The sequence below is a fragment of the Lactobacillus sp. UMNPBX12 genome, assembly GCF_002553955.1.
Lineage (GTDB): Bacteria > Bacillota > Bacilli > Lactobacillales > Lactobacillaceae > Lactobacillus > Lactobacillus crispatus.
Genome location: NZ_PCYY01000002.1, coordinates 20,015 through 40,185 on the forward strand (window position 1 = coordinate 20,015; position 20,171 = coordinate 40,185).

At 37.1% G+C, this 20,171-nt stretch carries 20 protein-coding genes; 18 read left to right on the forward strand and 2 right to left on the reverse strand.

Features of this window, described 5'->3' with window-relative positions; translation table 11 throughout:
- Positions 1-30: 30 nt before the first annotated feature.
- The 11 genes from CP363_RS00990 to CP363_RS01040 all read left to right on the forward strand — a co-directional run bounded on the left by CP363_RS00990 (position 31) and on the right by CP363_RS01040 (position 9,597).
- Positions 31-1,128, forward strand: a complete 1,098-nt coding sequence (locus tag CP363_RS00990) for an ABC transporter ATP-binding protein (RefSeq protein WP_005721487.1) — start codon at positions 31-33, stop codon at positions 1,126-1,128.
- Positions 1,118-1,930 (forward strand): ABC transporter permease, encoded by an 813-nt coding sequence (locus CP363_RS00995; RefSeq protein WP_035443106.1) that lies wholly within the window; start codon positions 1,118-1,120, stop codon positions 1,928-1,930. The genes CP363_RS00990 and CP363_RS00995 overlap by 11 nt, the downstream gene beginning before the upstream one ends.
- Positions 1,927-2,742 carry an ABC transporter permease gene (locus CP363_RS01000; protein ID WP_013086080.1) on the forward strand — a complete coding sequence of 272 codons (816 nt, stop codon included), beginning with the start codon at positions 1,927-1,929 and terminating at the stop codon, positions 2,740-2,742. The genes CP363_RS00995 and CP363_RS01000 overlap by 4 nt, the downstream gene beginning before the upstream one ends.
- The gene (locus CP363_RS01005; RefSeq protein ID WP_005718711.1) at positions 2,739-3,812 is read left to right on the forward strand and encodes an ABC transporter substrate-binding protein; all 1,074 of its coding nucleotides are present in this window, start codon (positions 2,739-2,741) and stop codon (positions 3,810-3,812) included. The genes CP363_RS01000 and CP363_RS01005 overlap by 4 nt, the downstream gene beginning before the upstream one ends.
- A 38-nt stretch (positions 3,813-3,850) precedes the next feature.
- Complete coding sequence (gene cdaA, locus CP363_RS01010) at positions 3,851-4,693, forward strand: diadenylate cyclase CdaA (protein WP_005718712.1); 843 nt, start codon at positions 3,851-3,853, stop codon at positions 4,691-4,693.
- Entirely contained in the window at positions 4,690-5,649 is a 960-nt protein-coding gene (locus CP363_RS01015; protein WP_005718713.1) for a YbbR-like domain-containing protein, read from the forward strand. The genes cdaA and CP363_RS01015 overlap by 4 nt, the downstream gene beginning before the upstream one ends.
- Positions 5,650-5,671: 22 nt before the next feature.
- Positions 5,672-7,024, forward strand: coding sequence for a phosphoglucosamine mutase (gene glmM / locus CP363_RS01020; protein ID WP_005718714.1), 1,353 nt, complete (start codon positions 5,672-5,674; stop codon positions 7,022-7,024).
- Between the two features lie 100 nt (positions 7,025-7,124).
- Positions 7,125-7,940, forward strand: a complete 816-nt coding sequence (locus CP363_RS01025) for a Cof-type HAD-IIB family hydrolase (protein WP_089146325.1) — start codon at positions 7,125-7,127, stop codon at positions 7,938-7,940.
- A 30-nt stretch (positions 7,941-7,970) separates the two neighbouring features.
- Positions 7,971-8,411 carry a CopY/TcrY family copper transport repressor gene (locus CP363_RS01030; RefSeq protein WP_005718717.1) on the forward strand — a complete coding sequence of 147 codons (441 nt, stop codon included), beginning with the start codon at positions 7,971-7,973 and terminating at the stop codon, positions 8,409-8,411.
- 14 nt (positions 8,412-8,425) lie between these two features.
- Positions 8,426-9,142 (forward strand): hypothetical protein, encoded by a 717-nt coding sequence (locus tag CP363_RS01035; protein ID WP_098035709.1) that lies wholly within the window; start codon positions 8,426-8,428, stop codon positions 9,140-9,142.
- On the forward strand, positions 9,142-9,597 hold the full coding sequence (locus tag CP363_RS01040; RefSeq protein WP_005718721.1) for a low molecular weight protein-tyrosine-phosphatase: 456 nt from the start codon (positions 9,142-9,144) through the stop codon (positions 9,595-9,597). Before CP363_RS01035 ends, CP363_RS01040 begins: the two co-directional genes overlap by 1 nt.
- A gap of 24 nt (positions 9,598-9,621) precedes the next feature.
- Here CP363_RS01040 and CP363_RS01045 read toward each other — a convergent pair whose 3' ends face one another.
- The gene (locus tag CP363_RS01045) at positions 9,622-10,767 is read right to left on the reverse strand and encodes a glycerate kinase (RefSeq protein ID WP_098035710.1); all 1,146 of its coding nucleotides are present in this window, start codon (positions 10,765-10,767) and stop codon (positions 9,622-9,624) included.
- Between the two features lie 208 nt (positions 10,768-10,975).
- On the opposite strand from CP363_RS01045, the gene CP363_RS01050 reads away from it, so the two are divergent.
- The 4 genes from CP363_RS01050 (at position 10,976) to CP363_RS01065 (ending at position 16,597) form a co-directional block, all read left to right on the forward strand.
- Complete coding sequence (locus CP363_RS01050; protein WP_013086086.1) at positions 10,976-11,809, forward strand: PRD domain-containing protein; 834 nt, start codon at positions 10,976-10,978, stop codon at positions 11,807-11,809.
- Positions 11,810-11,936: 127 nt separating this feature from the next.
- The gene (locus CP363_RS01055) at positions 11,937-13,958 is read left to right on the forward strand and encodes a beta-glucoside-specific PTS transporter subunit IIABC (RefSeq protein WP_098035711.1); all 2,022 of its coding nucleotides are present in this window, start codon (positions 11,937-11,939) and stop codon (positions 13,956-13,958) included.
- 41 nt (positions 13,959-13,999) lie between these two features.
- Positions 14,000-15,475 (forward strand): glycoside hydrolase family 1 protein, encoded by a 1,476-nt coding sequence (locus CP363_RS01060; RefSeq protein ID WP_013086088.1) that lies wholly within the window; start codon positions 14,000-14,002, stop codon positions 15,473-15,475.
- A 171-nt stretch (positions 15,476-15,646) separates the two neighbouring features.
- Positions 15,647-16,597: an alpha/beta hydrolase gene (locus CP363_RS01065; RefSeq protein WP_005721479.1), complete on the forward strand. Its 951-nt coding sequence runs from the start codon at positions 15,647-15,649 to the stop codon at positions 16,595-16,597.
- Positions 16,598-16,641: 44 nt separating this feature from the next.
- Here CP363_RS01065 and CP363_RS01070 read toward each other — a convergent pair whose 3' ends face one another.
- Positions 16,642-18,267 carry an APC family permease gene (locus tag CP363_RS01070; protein ID WP_013086089.1) on the reverse strand — a complete coding sequence of 542 codons (1,626 nt, stop codon included), beginning with the start codon at positions 18,265-18,267 and terminating at the stop codon, positions 16,642-16,644.
- A gap of 375 nt (positions 18,268-18,642) precedes the next feature.
- Here CP363_RS01070 and CP363_RS01075 point away from each other — a divergent pair, with 375 nt between their 5' ends.
- The 3 genes from CP363_RS01075 (at position 18,643) to CP363_RS01085 (ending at position 20,094) form a co-directional block, all read left to right on the forward strand.
- Positions 18,643-18,828: a type Z 30S ribosomal protein S14 gene (locus CP363_RS01075; RefSeq protein ID WP_005718732.1), complete on the forward strand. Its 186-nt coding sequence runs from the start codon at positions 18,643-18,645 to the stop codon at positions 18,826-18,828.
- A gap of 28 nt (positions 18,829-18,856) precedes the next feature.
- Complete coding sequence (locus CP363_RS01080; protein ID WP_023488033.1) at positions 18,857-19,501, forward strand: SDR family oxidoreductase; 645 nt, start codon at positions 18,857-18,859, stop codon at positions 19,499-19,501.
- Positions 19,502-19,572: 71 nt separating this feature from the next.
- Entirely contained in the window at positions 19,573-20,094 is a 522-nt protein-coding gene (locus tag CP363_RS01085) for a VanZ family protein (protein ID WP_005722771.1), read from the forward strand.
- Positions 20,095-20,171 lie beyond the last annotated feature (77 nt).

Sequence of the window (20,171 nt, forward strand, 5' to 3'; positions counted from 1 at the left end):
TTGCAGCTGTTTTTTATGTGAGGGATGGAAATGGATATTATCAAACTAAAACACATCACCAAAAAATATGATGATGGGTTTGTAGCATTAAAAGATATAAATTTAACTATTGAATCTGGTAAATTTTATTCACTACTTGGTCCTAGTGGCTCGGGAAAATCGACAATTTTGCGAATTATTGCTGGCTTTACTCAGCCATCTAGTGGTCAAGTCCTCTTTGATGGTAATGATATTACTGACCTTGATGCTTCAAAAAGACATATCAATACAGTTTTTCAAAATTATGCTTTGTTTCCACACCTGGATGTTTTTCAAAATGTGGCGTTTGGCTTGAAAATTAAGAAAAGACCAATGAGTGAAATCAAGCCAGCTGTTAAAGATGCTTTGCATATGGTTCGTCTAGACGGTTACGCTAACCGCGAAATTTCGGAACTTAGTGGAGGACAGCAGCAGCGTGTAGCTATTGCCCGGGCAATTGTTAATGAACCTAAGGTTTTACTATTAGATGAGTCGCTATCTGCTTTGGATAAACGTTTACGAAAAGACATGCAATTTGAATTACGGGCAATTCAGAAAAAGCTAGGCATTACCTTTATTTTTGTTACGCACGATCAAGAAGAAGCTCTATCAATGAGTGATGAAATTTTTGTTTTAAATGATGGGCAGATTCAACAAAGTGGTAATCCGGTAGCAATTTACGATGAGCCAGTGAATGACTTTGTAGCACGTTTTATTGGTGACTCCAATATTTTATCTGGTCGAATGATTCATGATTACGAAGTGGAATTTGCTAATAATAAATTTAAATGTGCCGATGGTGGGATGAAGCCTAATGAAAAGGTTGAAGTAGTTATTCGTCCCGAAGACTTGGATATTGTTAAACCAGAAGATGGGAAGATTGTGGTTACAGCACAGACGCAATTATTTTTAGGTGATCACTTTGAGATTAAGGCAATTGATGCCAATGAAAATGAATGGCTGATCCATTCTACTAATGGAGTTAAATTGGGACAACGTGTTGGGCTCTTTTTTGATCCAGAAGATATTCACGTCATGCGGTTAAATGAAAGCCAACACGATTTTGATGCTCGACTAGAAAAGTATGAGGCGGATGAAAATGAAAAATAAAAAGATGTTTTTTATGATTCCATATCTGCTGTGGATTATTCTCTTTGTCATTTTGCCGATTTTATTGATTCTCTGGTATTCGTTTACTGATAGTAATAACGCATTCACGCTCAGAAATTACGTTGAATTTTTTAAAAATGGTACCTTTTTAAAAATGATGCTTAACTCATTTTGGTATGCATTTTTGATCACCTTGTTGACGTTGGTAATTTCGTATCCGGCAGCGTATTTTTTAATTAAAATGAAAAACCAGCAGCTGTGGCTGTTATTGATCATTTTGCCAACATGGATTAATTTGCTGCTTAAAGCATATGCATTTATTGGCATTTTAGGTAATGACGGTTTAGTAAATAAATTTTTACATTTATTTGGTATTGGTCCCGTAAATATTTTGTTTACTGATTTTGCTTTTATTTTTGTGGCGACTTACATTGAAATTCCGTTTATGATTTTGCCAATTTTTAATGCGATTAAAGAGATTAATCCTGCAGTCATTCATGCCTCTGAGGATTTGGGTGCTAGTAAATGGCAAACTTTTTGCTATGTTTTATGGCCGCTTTCTCGTCCAGGAGTTGAAAGCGGCGTTCAGGCCATCTTTATCCCATCATTGTCATTATTTATGTTAACAAGGCTGATCGGCGGCAATCGGGTAATCACATTAGGGACTGCTATCGAAGAGTATTTTATGACCACAATGAACTGGAATATGGGGGCCACAATTGGAGTAATTTTAATCGTGCTGATGGTGGTAGTCATGTTGATTACTAGCAAAAAGGCTAGAAGAAAGAAGGTAGATTTATGAGAAACAGACATTTAATCGCTAAGATCTATCTTGTTTTTACTTTGATCCTATTATATGTACCCATTTTTTATTTGATTTACTTTTCATTTTCTAGTGGTAAAAACATGAATAAATTTGAGCACTTTACATGGGCTCATTATCAGACTTTATTTCAAGATAATCGCTTATTAGCGATATTTTTGGAAACTATCCTACTAGCGCTGTTGTCCAGTTTAATAGCAACAATTATTGGGACATTTGGTGCAATTGCAATTGCTGCGATGAAAAAAGAATCTAATAAGAAAACAACCTTAGCATTAAACAATGTCTTAATGGTGTCACCTGATGTAATTATTGGTGCTAGTTTTTTGATCTTTTTTACAGCATTGGGAATTGGCTTAAATTTTGGTTCTGTATTGTTAAGTCATATTGCCTTTTCTATTCCGATTGTGGTTTTGATGGTCTTGCCGCGACTTAATGAAATGGATATGTCGCTTATTGATGCAGCACGTGATTTAGGGGCGAATTCATGGCAGGTTTTTAGTGATGTTTTAATTCCAGTTATTATGCCAGGCATCTTTTCCGGTTTATTTATGGCGTTGACCTATTCACTAGATGATTTTGCCGTAACTTTTTTCGTTACTGGGAATGGTTTTTCAACTCTTTCAGTTGAAATTTATTCTCGGGCACGACAAGGAATCGATCTTGAGATTAATGCTTTAAGTACCGTAATGTTCATTTTTGTCTTGTTGCTTGTAGGAATCTATTATTTTATTACTACTAAAAAGGGCAGAAAGAAAAATCATCGTGTGATGGGAGGCCTAGTTAAATGAAAAAGATTATGATGGCAATTGCAGCTATTTTAATTGCCTGTGCAGGCCTTTGGGGTTTATCCCATCATTTGGAGAAATCGTCTACCGGGAAAAATAAACAAAACTTGATTATCTATAACTGGGGCGACTATCTAGATCCAAAGTTAATAAAAAAGTTTGAAAAGCAGACAGGTTATCATGTTGTCTATGAGACCTTTGATTCCAATGAAGCGATGTATACCAAAATCAAACAAGGCGGAACGGCATATGATTTGACCATTCCTTCTGAGTATATGGTAACTAAAATGCGCAAGGCTCATTTGCTTGATCAGTTGGATCAAAAGCAAATTCCTAATTTGAAATATATTGGCAAGAGTTTTTTACATAAGTCATTTGATCAAAATAATGATTATTCTGTGCCATATTTCTGGGGGACACTAGGAATTGTTTATAATGATAAATTCGTCAAGCCAGGGGCAATTAAGACTTGGAATGACCTGTGGAGTAAAAAGTATCGCAGGCAAATTTTACTAGTTGATTCAGCTAGGGATGCAATGGGGATGGCATTAGTTTCTTTAGGATATTCAATGAATACCACATCTAGTATTAAACTACATTTGGCACAAACTAAGCTTAATAGTCTGGGACCCAATATTAAGGCGATTATTTCAGATGAAATGAAGATGTACCTAGTGCAAAATGAGGCAGCAATTGGCGTTACCTGGTCTGGTGAGGCTTATGAAATGATGGAACAAAATCCTCACTTGCATTATGTTGTGCCTAAGCAAGGATCAAATTTGTGGTTTGATAATTTTGTTATTCCAAAAACTGTACAAAATAAAAAAGCTGCACTTAAGTTTATTAATTTTATGCTTGAACCTAAAAATGCAGCGCAAAATGCGGAATATGTTGGATATGCAACCCCAAATACCGCAGCCCAAAAATTATTGCCGAAAAAAGTTAGAGATGACCGGCAGTTTTATCCTACTCAAAGTACGTTGAAGAATCTACAGGTCTTTAGAGATTTAGGTCCTAAGAAGACCCAAGAATATAATGACCTATTTTTAGAATTTAAAATGTATGCACGGTAAATTGGGGCGGTTATAATTAAAGAAGAAAGGAGCAATCAATGCATTTTAATATTTCTAATCTGTTTACTTGGAATAATTTCTCCATTGCTTTAGATATTTTAATCATTTGGTATTTAGTTTACCGTTTGATCATGATGATTCGTGGTACCAAAGCAGTACAACTGGCAAAAGGGATCGTCTTTATCTTTATTGTTAGAATTATTGCCGGCTTACTGCAACTGCATGCGGTAACTTATATTGTGGACCAAATTGTTTCTTGGGCAGTAATCGGAATTATCGTTATTTTCCAGCCGGAAATTCGTCGTGGACTAGAGCGGCTAGGACGCACGCCGATTTTTAATGGCCGAGGTGAGAGTGCTCATACACAGTCGGTTAAGATGGTGCAGGAGCTCGATAAAGCGATTCAATACATGTCTAAAAGAAGAATTGGTGCCTTAATCACGATTCAACAAGATACGGGGCTAGATGATTATATTGAAACTGGAATCAAGCTGGATGCGGATATTTCTGGTGAATTGTTAATTAATATTTTTATCCCTAATACGCCGTTGCACGATGGGGCGGTAATTATCAATAATAATCGAATTGCTGTTGCGGCAGCATATTTACCACTGTCAGATAACAGCATGATTCCTAAGCGTTTAGGCACGCGTCACAGAGCTGCCGTTGGTATTTCTGAAGTTACCGATGCGGTAACGATCGTCGTCTCAGAGGAAACTGGTGGCGTAACTATTACTAGAAACGGGCGCTTTTTAGTAGATTTGTCTCGTGAAGAATATTTGAAGTATTTGAATGCTCAACTTGTTCCTAAGGAAGAGAAGAAGGTTCCATGGATTCGTCGTGTGATTAATAAAGTCTGGAAATGGGGTGCAGATCGATGAAAGACTTTTGGGATAAACGCTGGGTAATCAGAATAATCTCATTGCTGTTTGCGATCTTATTAGTGGTTTACATTGACTCTACTCAAACAGGTTTTGTTACACAGGGTGAATCTAAGAAGACACGGCAAACTGCTAATGAAACGCAGACAATTAGTGTTCCTCTGCAAGTTTCGGTTAATACAGATAAATACTATGTTGTTGGTTATCCTGAAAAGGTTAAGATAACTTTGGAGGGTTCGAATGCGTTAGTTACTTCGACTGTTAATACTCAAAGCTTCCGTGCTTATATTGATCTAACTCATAAGAAAATAGGTAAGCAAACCGTAAAGGTAGAAGTTACGGGACTAAATAGTCAATTATCTTACACGATTAACCCGGCAACAGTTAATGTTGATATTGAACGACGAAAATCTCGTACCATGCCCGTTCAAATAGAGTATAATAAAAATGCTGTTGCTAATGGATATAATATTGGTACGGCTAGTGTTGATCCGCAGCAAGTTGAGGTTACTGGTGCTAGAAGCGAAGTAAATCAGATTGATCAGATCGTTGCCAAGTTGCCTTTACCTAATGGCATTAATCATGATTATGAGCGTCAAGTTATTTTGATAGCTGAAGATAAAAAAGGGCGTCAATTAAATGCAGTGATTAATCCATCTACAGTAAAAGCTAGTTTGCCAATATCGCTTTTCAAAAAGAAAGTTAAGCTAAATTTAAAGCCTAAAAATGAAAAAAATAATAAAGTCTATTCGGTTACTGCCAAGAATGATGAGGTAACACTGTATGGACAAAAGGAAACATTAGCAAAGATTAAGCAGTTGGATGTTGATGTAGATCTGAAGGGGATCTCATATTCAACTGTAAAGAATTACCCTTTAGTTTTACCTAAGGGAGTTGCTCGCGTTGATCCTGAAAATGTACAGATATCAATTAAAGTAAAGAATGCAAATAATTAATTTGAGAAAGGTTGTTTATTAAATGTTAAAATATTTCGGAACTGATGGTGTTCGTGGCGTAGCTAATCAAGGCTTAACTCCAGAAATGGCTTTTAAATTAGGTCGTGATGGTGGTTATGTTTTAACTAAGAACAAAAAAGACGGCGAACAAGCTAAGGTCTTAGTATCTCGTGATACTCGTATTTCAGGCCAAATGCTTGAATATGCCTTGATTTCAGGCCTTCTTTCAGTTGGGATTGAAGTGCTTGAGGTTGGCGTAATTACTACTCCAGGTCTTTCATACTTAGTACGAGCACAAGGCGCCGATGCAGGGGTGCAAATTTCAGCTTCACACAACCCTGTAGAAGATAATGGGATTAAGTTCTTTGGTAGCGATGGTTTGAAGCTTTCAGATGAAATGGAAGGCGAAATTGAAAAATTAATTGACGCTAAGGAAGATAAATTACCTCGTCCATCTGCTAAGGGATTAGGTACTGTAACTGACTTCCACGAAGGTTCAGCTAAATACTTGCAATTTATTGAAAATACTATTCCAGAAGACTTGGGTGGAATTAAGGTAGTTATTGATGGAGCTAACGGTGCTTCAAGCGCATTGATCTCAAGACTGTTTGCTGATTGTGGCGTTGACTTTACTACTATTGCAACTCACCCAGATGGTTTGAACATTAACGATCATGTTGGTGCAACGCATACTGAAAAGTTACAAGAAGAAGTTGTTAAGCAAGGTGCTCAACTTGGTTTAGCCTTTGATGGGGATGCTGACCGTTGCATTGCTGTTGATGAAAATGGTAATGAAGTTGATGGTGACCACATCATGTACGTACTCGGCTCATACTTGGCAGAACATGGTCGTTTGAAGAAAGATACCATTGTTACTACTGTAATGAGTAATCTTGGTTTTACTAAGGCTCTTGAAAAAGAAGGCTTGAAGAATGTTCGTACCCAAGTTGGTGACCGTTACGTTTCTGAAGAAATGCGTGCTCACGGCTACAATCTAGGTGGCGAACAATCAGGTCACGTTATTATGAGTGATTATCATAATACTGGTGATGGTATGTTAACCGGTTTGCATTTAATGCTCGTAATGAAGAAGACTGGTAAGTCATTAAGTGAACTTTTGAAAGACTTTAAAGATTACCCACAATGCCTAGTTAATGTTCCGGTTGCTGACAAGAAGAGCTGGAAAGAACACCAACCAATTCTTGATGAAATTGCTGCAGTGGAAAAGGATATGGCTGGAAATGGTCGTGTACTTGTTCGTCCATCAGGTACTCAAGACTTGCTTAGAGTAATGGCTGAAGGACCAACTCAAGAAGAAACTGATGCCTATGTAGACCGTATCGTTAAAGTGGTCGAAAAGGAAATGGGTAAGTAAAATCCTAATTGAATAATCGATAAGTAAAAAGTCGTGAGTTAAATCACGGCTTTTTGTATAATTAATGCTAGATGTAATTTTTAAGATCCGAGGGGTTAAAATGGCTATTAAATTGATCGCGGTTGATTTAGATGGAACTTTATTATCAAGCAATAATACTATTTTGCCAGAAACGCAAAGAATGTTGCGTGTCGCAGTACAAAATGGGATTAAGGTTGTTTTAGCTACTGGACGACCATTATCAGGAGTATTGAACTTTGCTAAGCAATTAGGACTTGAAGGTGATGATCAATACGCAATCGTCTTTAATGGTGCAGTAATTCAAACAATTTCTGGTCGTGTTTTAATGAGTCAGGAATTGAATTATCAAGACTTCAATAATATGTTGCGTTTTCAGCGTTTAAGTCATGTAAATGTACATTTTGAGACGACTAAGTATTTCATTACAACTGATCGGGATTTATCTGTGCAAATGCAAATTAATGCGGCTTTGACCGATAATATTATGAAAGTTAGAGACCGAAAAGAAATTCCAAAAGATTTTACTTTTAACAAAGTCGGTTTTACTTCAACTGAAGGAGCTGACCAGGTAGAAAAACTGTGGAATAGTTTCCCCGACTGGGCTTTTCAGACTTATGACATTGTTCGCAGTTTTGACAGTATTATTGAATTAAATGCCTTGGGAGCTTCAAAAGGTAATGCTTTAATGGATTTGGCTTCACGGCTAAAAATTGCCCAAAAAGACGTGATGATTTTTGGTGATCAAGGCAATGATCTTTCGATGTTTTCTAATCCCGACTTCATGAAAGTAGCGATGGGTAACGCCATTAGTGAGATCAAAGATAAGGCTGATTATGTTACTGATGATAATGATCACAACGGGATTGCAAAGGCTTTGAAAAAATTTGTTCTTTAGTAAAAAATTTGGATTTAGAAGTGATGTTTTATGGCAGAAACTAAAGACGATCGTAATTCCATTACCCAATCAGAATGGGAAGTTATGCGTATTATTTGGACCTTAGGAGAAGTTCGTACTGGCCAAGTAATCAAAGAACTACAAGGTAAAAAGGATTGGTCCGATTCCACAATTAAAACGCTAATGCGGCGTTTAGTGCAAAAGGGCTTGCTAAAGACGCGTAAAGAAGGCCGGTGTTTTGTTTATAAGCCGACTATTAGTCAGCGCAAAATGATGTCTGAAGTTACTTTACATATGATGCAAAACATGTGTGATATGCACAAGGGTGAGGTATTAATTCAGTTGCTAAAAGAAGCACCGCTTTCTAAGGGCGATATTAAGACGATGCAGCAAGAACTTAAATTGAAAGAAAAGGATGCTCCTGACATGGTGCCTTGCAATTGTTTGCCATCTGAAAAAAGTAGATGTTAGGGGAAGATTTTTAGATGAAGAACATCGTCAAAATAATACTACGTTTGATAATGGTCGGCCTAGCCGCAGTATCTTTTTGGTTATTAATGACTAGCAATGTGAGTTTAAAAATAAACGATACACAGGCGATGGGCAAAGAAGTAATCAATCGAGTAGTGGATGACTCAGATAATCCTAATTTGAAGGCAGGGGTTGAGTTACTCGAAGCATCTGGTTTGGAAAAGACATTGTTAGAACAATTGCCGCCGAAATATCAAGTTAACTTATCGTATGCTGATCTATATAGATTGTGTGAAAAATATAATGATCAGGGAAAATTGACCACTAAAGATTTAGGCTTAACTAGTAAAAGTAAGTTGGAAGAAATTATCAATGAATATTTAGTCAAGCAAATTAATCATAAATTGAAGGAAGATTCAGAAGATGTGAACCATATTATTACAATTTATGAGTATTCAATTTTTGCAGTGGCTTTGTTATTTTTGTTAGCCGCAATTTTGATTTTATTTGGTCGCTCTTCGGCGTCAATTCCACTAGCACTAACTACTATTGCTTCATTTGTGGCATTGTGGCTTGCCTCAAATGAGGCGATGACCGCATTGCAAAGTCGAGTTTATAGTGGCATTCTTGTAACTTTGTCGCAGGAGATTTGGGTTGGCTTAACAGTTGGAATTATTACGGCGATTATTTGGCCGGTTATAAATAGACTAACTAAGAGGAAGAAAAAGTAATGAAAAAAATTCTGTTTGTTTGTCATGGCAATATTTGCCGCTCACCAATGGCAGAGGCCGTGATGCAATATTTGTTAAAAGAAAATAACCTAGCAGATCAATATACTGCTGAATCTAAAGCAACTACGCAGGATGCTTTAGGTCATGGGATTGATGCTCGTGCACAACGGGAATTAGTTGCAAAACATATTCCATATGATCGTGGTCATCGTGCTAGTCAAATGACTCGCTCAGACTATGATAATTATGAATATTTAATCTGCATGGATGAAGAAAATTTCGCAGATATGAATCGCATTACTGGTGGAGACCCAGAGCATAAAGAACATAAAATTTTAGAGTTTGCTGGCTCTTATGCTGATGTCGATGATCCTTGGTATACAAATGATTTTGAAACAGCATATAATGAAATTTATCGTGGCTGTGAAGGCTTAATTAAGAAATTAACGAAATAAAATAAGATGGGCATCGAGCTCATCTTATTTTTGTACAATTAAACGGACAACATTTTCAGTTGTGCGGGTTACGTTTGTTGGTCCATCTTTTAGGGCTTGCTCAATATCTTCTGCTTTAGCAAGAATCCCGAAAATAGCGGTAAAACCCTCATCGTAGAGTTGATCAATACCTTGACCTAAATAGCCTGCTAAAGAAATAACTGGTACGTGATATTTCTGGGCTATTTTGGCAACTCCGAAAGGGGTTTTACCAAACTTAGTTTGAAAATCAGTTCCGCCTTCGCCGGTAAAAACATAGTCAGCGTCTTTGATCTTTGCTTCAAGCTTAGTTTCTTGGGCAATTAATTGCACGCCTGGATGAATACTGGCGTTAGTAAAGGCGATCAGGCCAGCGCCTAGGCCGCCAGCGGCACCACTACCAGAAATTTGGGCGACGTTTTTATCAATAGTCTGTTCAATTACTTGTGCATAGTGAGATAAATTTTGATCTAGAATTTTAACAGTTGTATCATCTGCGCCTTTTTGTGGGCCGAAGACGCTACTTGCACCATTAGGTCCAGTTAGAGGATTGGTTACGTCACTGGCTAATAAAAATTTGGTATCTTTAATACGAGGATTAATTGAAGAAAGATCAATATTAGCAATTTGATCTAAAGCACCGCCTGCTAACTTTTGGGTGATTTCATGATGATTTTGATCAAAAAATTTAACACCAAGTGCTTGTGCCATACCAGCACCGCCATCATTAGTACTGCTGCCACCAAGGCCGATAATAATCTTTTTGACGTTGTGCTTCAAAGCTGCGTTAATTAATTCGCCGGTTCCATAAGTTGTAGTCTTTAAAATTGTTTCGGGAGTTCGTTTACTTTTTGCAACATAGGAGAGACCACTAGCTTGTGCCATTTCGATGATTGCAGTTTGTCCATCACCTGAGATGCCATAATAAGCTGATACTTTTTGATTAAGCGGACCGGTAACATTTATTTGGTATTTTCGACCGTTTGTAGCATCAACGAGTGAATCAGTTGTACCTTCGCCCCCATCGGCCATTGGTACCGCAATTATTTGTGCATTGGGAATAACTTTTTGAATACCATTTTTCATTGCAATGCAGACTTCTTTTGCTGTCATGCTTTCTTTAAATGAATCAGGTGCAAGAACGAATTTCATTTTAATTACCTCGCTTTTTAGTTCATTGTAAAATATTTTGCATTTTTTCACAAAATTATATTGACACCGCTTACAATGTTGGCTATTATAATAACTGTAAGTGAGCGGATTACTGATACGATCAGGTCTTAGCTATTACAAATAATGTTGCGTTGGTATATCATTATTTGTGATAGCTTTTTCTTTTTTGCTAAGGTGGTGAATTATTATGAAATTTCTTAAAACATTTAATAATAGTGCTGCCTTAATTGAAAATAACCAAGGTCAAGAAGAAATAGTCCTAGGCAAGGGCGTAGGATTTGGTCTAAAAAAAGGTGATCCTGTTGATGAAAGCAAAATTGAACGTCGCTTCGTTACTAAAGACGAAGTGGATCAAGTTAAGGGCTTTGACCCTAAAACAATTGAAGTAACTAATAAGGTACTTCAGCTGGTCGAACCTCTGCTTCAGATTAAGTTCAATGACTTTCAGTATCTTGCTTTAGCAGATCACATTGATTTTGCAGTTACGCGAATTAAAGATCATATTGATATAGCTCCCGCTAACAATAGTTGGGAAGTTCAAAATCTTTTTCCAAAAGAATTTGCGGCAGCTAAAAAAGTGGTCAATCTAATTAATCAGGAGATGCAGATTAAATTGCCGCAGAGTGAGTCGGTTTTGATGACCTATCACCTGGTTAATGCTAAGAGTGATGTTTCTCAAGTACAAGAAACAATTCAGATTACAAATTTGATTCGTGGGATAATCGATATTATTCAATTGCAATATTCAATGCAACTTGATACGAGCTCCTTTAACTATAGTAGGTTTGTTTCGCATTTGCGCATTTTGTTAGTTAGATTTTTACGAAATAAGCAAAAGGAGGAGGCTTCACTTGATCCTGCAATGCTAGGTTTTATGAAAATCAAATATAGCAAAGCGTATGAGACAGCGGAGCGGATAACCACTTACTTACATGCAAAAATGGGATGGGATTTAGATTCAGATGATGAATTTTATCTTGTTTTACATATTTGGCGCGTAACTAGTCGTCAAGATAATTAAATATCTAAGTTACTTAGGTATGTTACTAAGAAGATTAGGCATGAACCCGAGTTACTGAAAGACGTTGAACATTTATGTTCTTTAGTTTTTGAGTAGCTTGGGTTTTTATTTTAAGGAGGAAAGGCAAATGGCTAAGAACTATGATGAATTAGCCAAGACCATCATTCAAAATGTTGGTGGCAAAGATAATGTGACCAGTGTTGTTCACTGTGCAACTCGTTTGCGTTTTAAATTAAAGGATGAAAAAAAGGCTAACGATGATGTTTTAAAAGATACAGATGGTGTTGTAACTGTTGTTAAAGCTGGTGGTCAGTATCAAGTGGTCATTGGTAATGAAGTTGCTGATGTTTACGATGCTGTTGTCAAAGAAGGCGGCTTTAATGACGGTGGACAAGTTCCTGATGATGACGTTGAAGATAATTCTAGATTTGTGGATAAAGCCGTTGCTTTGATTTCAGGCATTTTTACAGATATTCTAGCTCCACTTAGTGCTGGCGGTATTATTAAAGGTCTAGTAGTTTTAGCAGGTGCAATGGGATGGCTATCTACTAAATCAGGTACTTACCAAATTCTATATGCAATTGGTGATAGTATTTTCTACTTCTTACCAGTATTCTTAGGGGTAACTGCAGCACGTAGATTTCACATGAATCAATTTATCGGATTAGCAATTGGTGCGACCTTAACTTATCCAACTATGGTTCAATTAGCTGCAAGTAAGACTGTTCTAGGTACATTGTTTAAAGGAACGGCTTTTGCCTCAGAGATTCACACGACTTTCTTTGGCATTCCGGTTATCACGATGAATTATACTTCTACAGTTTTACCAGTATTATTTACCGTTTGGTTTGCTTCAATTATTGAGCACTGGGCTAAAAAGTGGATTCCATCAGTTGTTCAAATGTTCTTGGTTCCAGTTGTCACTATGATTATTGCTTTACCAGTTGCATTTATAGTAATTGGTCCTGTAATGACTTGGGTTGGGGACGCAATTGGTGCAGTGATGTCAGGTGTTTACAACTTTAGTCCAATTATTGCTGGTTTATTAATGGGTGCTCTTTGGCAAGTACTTGTTATTTTCGGTGTTCACTGGGGAATCGTTGCCGTAACTACTGCAGATTTAGCCGCATTAGGTTATGACCCAATTCTAGGTTTATCTTGCATGGTTTGTTATGCGCAAATTGGTGTTGTTTTAGCTATTATCCGTCAAACTAAGGACAAAAAACTTAAAGAAACTGCTACTGGTGCATTTTTCTCAGGACTGTTCGGTGTTACTGAACCAGCAATTTATGGTATTACATTACCAAGAAAAACGCCGTTTGTTTTAAGCTGTATTGCTGGTGCAGTCTCAGGTGCAATCATTGGTGCCTTTCATTCAGTATTGTACATTATGCCATCAATGGGATTCTTTGCAATTCCGGCCTACATTAATCCTAAGGGAGGATCAATGACAACAATTGTCGGCGTAATTATTGCCGGTATTGTAGCATTTATAGCTGGTTTTGCACTTCAAATGCTCTTTGGTAAAAAATCAGTTGATGCTGAATATAATAAAAAACAAGCACAAAAAGTTGCTGACGCCGCTAATGAAGCAGCTAATATTACTAAGAGTGCTCCTGTACAAGCAATTTTAAGTGAAGAAAAGGAAAATCCTTCAACCAAATTAGTTTCACCATTAAACGGTGAAGTAAAACCATTATCAGAAATTAAAGATGAAGTATTCTCAAGCGGTGCAATGGGGGAAGGCGTTGCTATTGAACCAAGCGAAGGTGTGCTTCATGCCCCAGCTGATGGTAAGATTGCTTTAGTTTTCCCAACAGGACACGCTGTCGGACTTAACACTACAGATGGCGCAGAAGTGTTAATGCACATTGGAATGGATACCGTTAATCTGCAAGGTAAGGGCTTCAAGACTTTAGTAGAAAAAGGTCAAGAGGTTAAAGCAGGTGATCCATTGGTTAAATTTAATATTAAAGAAATTAAGGCTGCTGGCTATGAAGTGACTACTCCAGTTGTTGTTACGAATTCTAAGAAATATGAATCTGTACAGCAAGTAGCTCAAGGTGAAGTTAAAGTTGGTCAAGAAATTTTGTCTTTGCAAGGCAGTAACGCAGAAGTTAAAACAACTGGTCAAGTTCAAACCAATTAGTCTATAATTAATGTAAATGCTTTCAGAAAAGGAGAATCATAATGTCATTTCCAAAGAACTTTTTATGGGGCGGAGCAACTGCCGCTAACCAAATCGAAGGTGCATATGATGAAGATGGTAAAGGCCTATCAGTAACAGATATTACTACTGCAGGTAGCTTAGATGCACCTAGAATGTTGACTTACAAGTTAAATGGTAAGTTAGAAAAAACACCAGGAGTTCCAGGTGCGGGACTTCCTGAAGGGGCAGTTGGTGCAATTGATCCTAATGAATATTATCCTAACCATGTAGCGATTGATTTTTATCACCATTACAAAGATGATATTAAGATGTTTGCGGACATGGGTTTCAAAACCTTCCGTTTATCAATTGCTTGGACTCGGATCTTCCCTAAGGGTGATGAGGAAAAGCCAAATCAAGCTGGACTTGATTTCTATCGTAGAGTATTTGAAGAATGTAAAAAATATGATATTGAACCTTTAGTTACGATTTCTCACTATGAAGATCCACTTTACCTCAGTGAAAAATACCACGACTGGGGCGACCGTGAAATGATCGATATGTATGTTAAATATGCTAAAACTTTGTTTGAAGAATACAAGGGGTTAGTAAAGTACTGGTTAACCTTTAACGAAATCAACTCAACTTTACTGATGCTCAGTGCCTTTGGTAACAATGTGACTGATGATAAAGTTTACCAACATGCATATCAAAAATTGCATTATCAATTTGTAGCCAGTGCTCGTGCAGTTAAGTTGGCTCATGAAATTGATCCTGATTATGTGGTAGGGAATATGATTTGTGGGATCGTTGATTACCCATTAACCCCAGATCCAAAGGATATTTTGGCTAACCGCCATATGTGGGAACAAAATATTTTCTACTGTGGGGATGCACAATGCAAGGGTAAGTATCCAACATTTGCTAAGCGTCTTTGGAAAGAACACAATGTTCACTTAGACATTACTGAGCAAGATAAGAAGGATATGTTGGAAGGTAAAGTTGATATGTACACCTTTTCTTACTACATGAGCAACGTTATCACAACTCATGAAGTAAAAGATAAGGTTGGCGGTAACTTCGCCGCTGGTGCTAAGAATCCATACCTTAAGTATTCAGAATGGGGTTGGGCAACTGATCCAGATGGCTTGCAATACTACCTTGAAGTTATGTATGACCGTTACGAAATCCCAATGATGGTAGTTGAAAATGGTCTAGGTGCCGTTGATAAGATTAGTGATGATGGTAAGATTCATGACGATTACCGCATTGATTACCTTAGAATGCACATTAAGGCAATGAATCGTGCGATCGAAGATGGCGTTGATGTCCGTGCCTACACTACTTGGGGCTGTATTGATGAAGTATCAGCTGGTACCGGTCAAATGTCTAAGCGTTACGGTTTTATCTATGTTGATCGTGATGATGAAGGTAAAGGTACTTTAGATAGAATGCCAAAGGATTCTTACTACTGGTACAAGAAAGTTATTGCTTCAAATGGTGCAGATTTAGATTAAAGCTATACTAGTTAAAAAGATGATGAGACAGCAGATCTCATCATCTTTTTATTCTAAAATTAGAAGTTTTGTGTACAGGGCTGAGCAATATTTTGATAAAAATGTCAATATACCATATAAAATTTAAAAGCGTATAATTAATTCTATCTGTTTTATATAGGAGTTGACATTTTGAATAGAAAACACAGAAGGAAATTTTGGGTGACGATTGGAATTATCGTTGCTGTATTAGTTGCGTTCATTGGAGTAGGAGAAGCATATTTTTTCAATGTGGCCTTTGTGCCTGGTAAAAAAGCTGTTTTGAATAAATACTCGAGTAAAAATAAAAAAGATCCGTTAGCGGAGAAGAAGCGCTGGTATGAAGATGCTAAAAAACAGAGATGGTATATTAAGTCTAATACTGGTGATTATCGGCTAGATGCAAATTATATTCCGAAGAAAAATTCTGATAAGGCGGTTGTTTTGTTGCACGGCTTTACCAATAACAAGGATACGATGGGACCGTATGCAGCAATGTTCCATCAAATGGGTTATAACGTGTTGATGCCAGACGCGCGTGCACATGGGCAAAGTCAGGGAAAATATATTGGCTATGGTTGGCCTGAAAAGTATGATGTGCGTAAATGGGTGAGAAAGTTGATTGCTGAGGAAGGCAAAAAGCAGAAGATTGTCATCTTCGGTGTCAGCATGGGTGGAGCCACGACGATGATGGCAAGTGGTATTAAGATGCCGAGCCAGGTTAAGGCTTATATTGAAGATTGTGGCTATACTAGTGTTAAGGATGAATTTTTGCATGAAGCTAAGGATATTTATCATTTGCCCGGTCCAGTTGGTCAATTTTTTGTGAATGGATTGAGTGTTATTGCTAAAGCAAATCTAGGCTTTTATTTAGGGGATGCTTCGGCGGTTAATTCTGTCGAGAAAAATAATAAGCCAATGTTGTTTATTCATGGTGGGAAAGATCCGTTTGTGCCGACGAAAATGGTTTATGCAAACTACAAGGCAGCTAAAGGGCCAAAACAGTTGTGGATTGCTAAAAAGGCAAAACATGCTCGTTCTTTTGAGACATACCCTAGAGAATATCAACGTCGTGTAAGTGAATTTTTGAAAAAATATGTATAAGAAAAAGGAAGGTGCGTGCCTTCCTTTTTGAATAGAATAATTTATTATTTCGTAGCATTAGCTGGCTTTCTTCTACCAACTAACCAAGTCAAAATCAAAGCAACAACTGCTTCGATAACAATCAAAGCAATTCTCATCGGTAATTTTGTGCTACCTAACCAAATATCTAAGATGATTGAACCGATAATCAAGATTCCCATCCAAATCCATTGAGCTTTATCAAAAGCAACACCGTATTCAACTTCACGACGTCTAATACCTGGTAAGATAGCACCCAAACCAATTAAGACAACTACGGCAACGATATTAATGATTAATTCATACCACCATAAGCCAGTTCCTTGCTTAACATCTTGTGGTGCAAAACCAAGGATAGTTGCAGCAGCAGTGACTAATAGTAATAGTAAACCGACAAGCCAAGCTAACTTATCGTTTTTAATATAAACATATTGTGATGGAAACTTCTTGGAATTCTTTCTAATTCTCATAAATGAGTAGAAGATCCAGCAAGTAACACCTGGTGAAATGATTGAGTTAAGGTTTAATAACCAATTGAAAATATCATTCATATCGGGTAAGAAAATACCTAAGATCATAATGAATGATGAAAGAGCAACGGTTAGGATATAGCCGTTAACTGGTAAGCCGTTCTTGTCTTTTTTGCGCAAGAATTTAGGCATGTACTTGTCGCCAGTATCTGAAATCAACATTCTGGTCATTGCGTCAAGTAAGACGGCAACCAAAGCACAGTTGAAGAACAATGATGTCCAAGCCCAGAAGTAAAGCAAGAAGTGGCCCATGCCGAATTGTTTACCTAACATATCGAAGAGGTAGTAAGCACCATTCATCTTCAAGTCATTAGGAATATGGTTAGCGTCGAAGTAAATACCTAAGGCAAATGAACCTAAGATAGTCAAGAAGGCAGTCATTACGGCTAAAGCAATCATGGCCTTAGGAAAATCAGTTTTAGGTTTTTTCATCTTGGTTACGTATGGTGCAACCAATTCACAACCATTCATGGCGTAAATCAACATACCAACTGTTGACCAGTAGTGTAAGTTGAAGTTAGGCACAATTGAATGGAAGCCAAAGTTTTTGGTTGCCATATGGCCACCAGATTTAACCAAGCCGAAGAAGGCTAAAATCACGAATAAGATAACCATGATAATCATCAATCCACCACCAATCGTAGAAAGAAATTCCATTGAGTTAGAAAAGTGGTGTTCGACAATGATAAAGACAATAAACACTACAAAGGTTAAAATTGCAAACAATGAAGTTGGGATCTTATCTTGGAAGTCTTTAGTTCCAGTTACAGCCCAACCCAAGTCAACGATAATTTCATTGGCAGAGTCAACTGCATAAGGAATGGAAGCAGCCCAATAAGTCCAAGCCGTGAAGTAACCTAAGAATTCACCGTCAGTACCACGTACCCATGAAGAAAGTCCGCCGCCTTCTTTATCAAAAGTAGAACCTAGTTGCCCTACCATTAGTGAATAAGGTGTGACATAAAGTAAACACATGATAATCCAAGAGGTGATAACAGGCATCCCTTGGTTTTGAAAGTTGTACATGATATCGTCTAAACCGATAACTGTACATAAAGCCATTAGGGTCAAAACAGGCCAAGTGATGGTCTTCATTTTATTTGTTGAAGTTAAATCGTCCAATTAATTTTCATCCTTCTCTTTAAAAACTTTTACTCTCTTAAAAGAATAAGAAGGCTGGCGATTTGTTTTTACATTTTTCGTTCATTTTTTCTCCTCATTGTGAAAGTATCTAAATAGATTCTAACTATTATATGTGTTGATGACTAGTGTTAAGCGCTTTCTATTTTTTTGATAAAAATGCTTCACTTATTAAATGTAAGTGGTATAATAATTACTGACGAAAAGTAAGAGACTAATAAAGCAAATTGAAAGGAAGAAAAACGTATGACTGGACAAGTAATGGCAATTGGAATTATTATTTTGGCGTTGGGATTGTTAACTAGAGATAAGAAGCCGTCGCCTCAAAGAATAGAAAGACGTAGATAGAGGTTTAATATGGCAAAAACATCACAAATTATTCGTAATAAGCAAAAAGCAAAATATTCAACTAGAGAGTACACCCGTTGTGAACGCTGCGGGCGACCACATTCAGTTTATCGGAAGTTTGGTTTATGCAGAGAATGCATGAGAGAATTGGCTCATCAAGGTCAACTTCCAGGTGTTAAGAAGGCTAGTTGGTAAACTTCACAATGAATAGGAGAAATTGATTATGCAAGTACTTGTAGCAGGTGCAACAGGTCGTGTTGGTAAGGCTGTCATTAAAAGATTAGTTGATGAAGGATACGATGTAATTGCTGCAGCTAGACGTGAAAATGCTGTAGAAGTCGTCGATCCAGAACATGTGACTGTTCAACATTTAGATTTTCATGATTCATTGGCAAAGATTGAGGATGAAATTGGTCACCCAGATGCAGTGATTTTTGTAGCAGGTTCTCGTGGAAAGGACTTATTGCAAACTGACTTAAATGGCGCAGTTAAGCTGATGAAGGCTGCTGAAGCTAATGGCGTTAAGCGTTACGTTCAACTAAGCTCCGCCTTTGCGCTTGACCAAGACAAGTGGGCAGAAATTCCTTCTCTTGCAAGCATTATTGATTATGATATTGCTAAGTACTTTTCCGATGAATGGTTAATTCATAATACTAATTTGGATTATACGATCATTCAACCAGGTAACTTAATGGAGAAGCCAGCAACGGGTAAGACATCATTTACTCCAGAAGGTGGAGAAAATTCGATTGATGATGTTGCTCAGGTATTGGTTGATAGCCTAAAGTATGATAATACGATTCATCAAGTAATTATTATGCATGATGGGGACACACCAATTGATGAAGCATTAAGCAAAGTTAAATAATTTATAAAACGGGTCAAGTTTAACCCTTTTTTTTGTTAAAGTAAGAAGTAAAAAAGAGAGAAGAAATAGCAATGGATAAATTTCATTTTACTAAACGAGAAAAAATCTTTTTACTGCTTGCTTTATTGGTGCTAGTTGCATTGTTCATTTCTAGTTCAATGACTTATCAACAGCAGGAAATTCATGACAATAAAATTAACCGTTATTTTGGCTGGTTAGAGAATATCGTTGCTGGCTGGGATTTTACTTACGGTGGTCGTATTCACAATGTGCAAGTTGATGGTCGAGCAGGGCTGGCCCAATTTGTTTTACGCAAAATGGCTCACTTTGGTTCTTACTTTTTACTAGGTGGTTTTGGCTATTTAGGATTAAGAAGAATTTTCAAAATCAAATGGGTAGCACCAGTTTTAACTTGGTTTATGGCAATTGCATTTGCTGCGTTTGATGAATATCATCAATTTTTAACAGGTGATAGAACACCGAGCGTGCACGATGTAATGCTTGATGGAGCAGGGGCTTTAACGGCAATTTTGCTGATAATGCTAGTATTGTTTATTAAACACAGATTTTTTGACCAGAAAAAACAAGTTTAAATGGTTGACACCATTGAATTTTAAAGTACTGTGAGTTAAGATAATAACGTTAATTAATATTAGAAAAAAGAAAGAAG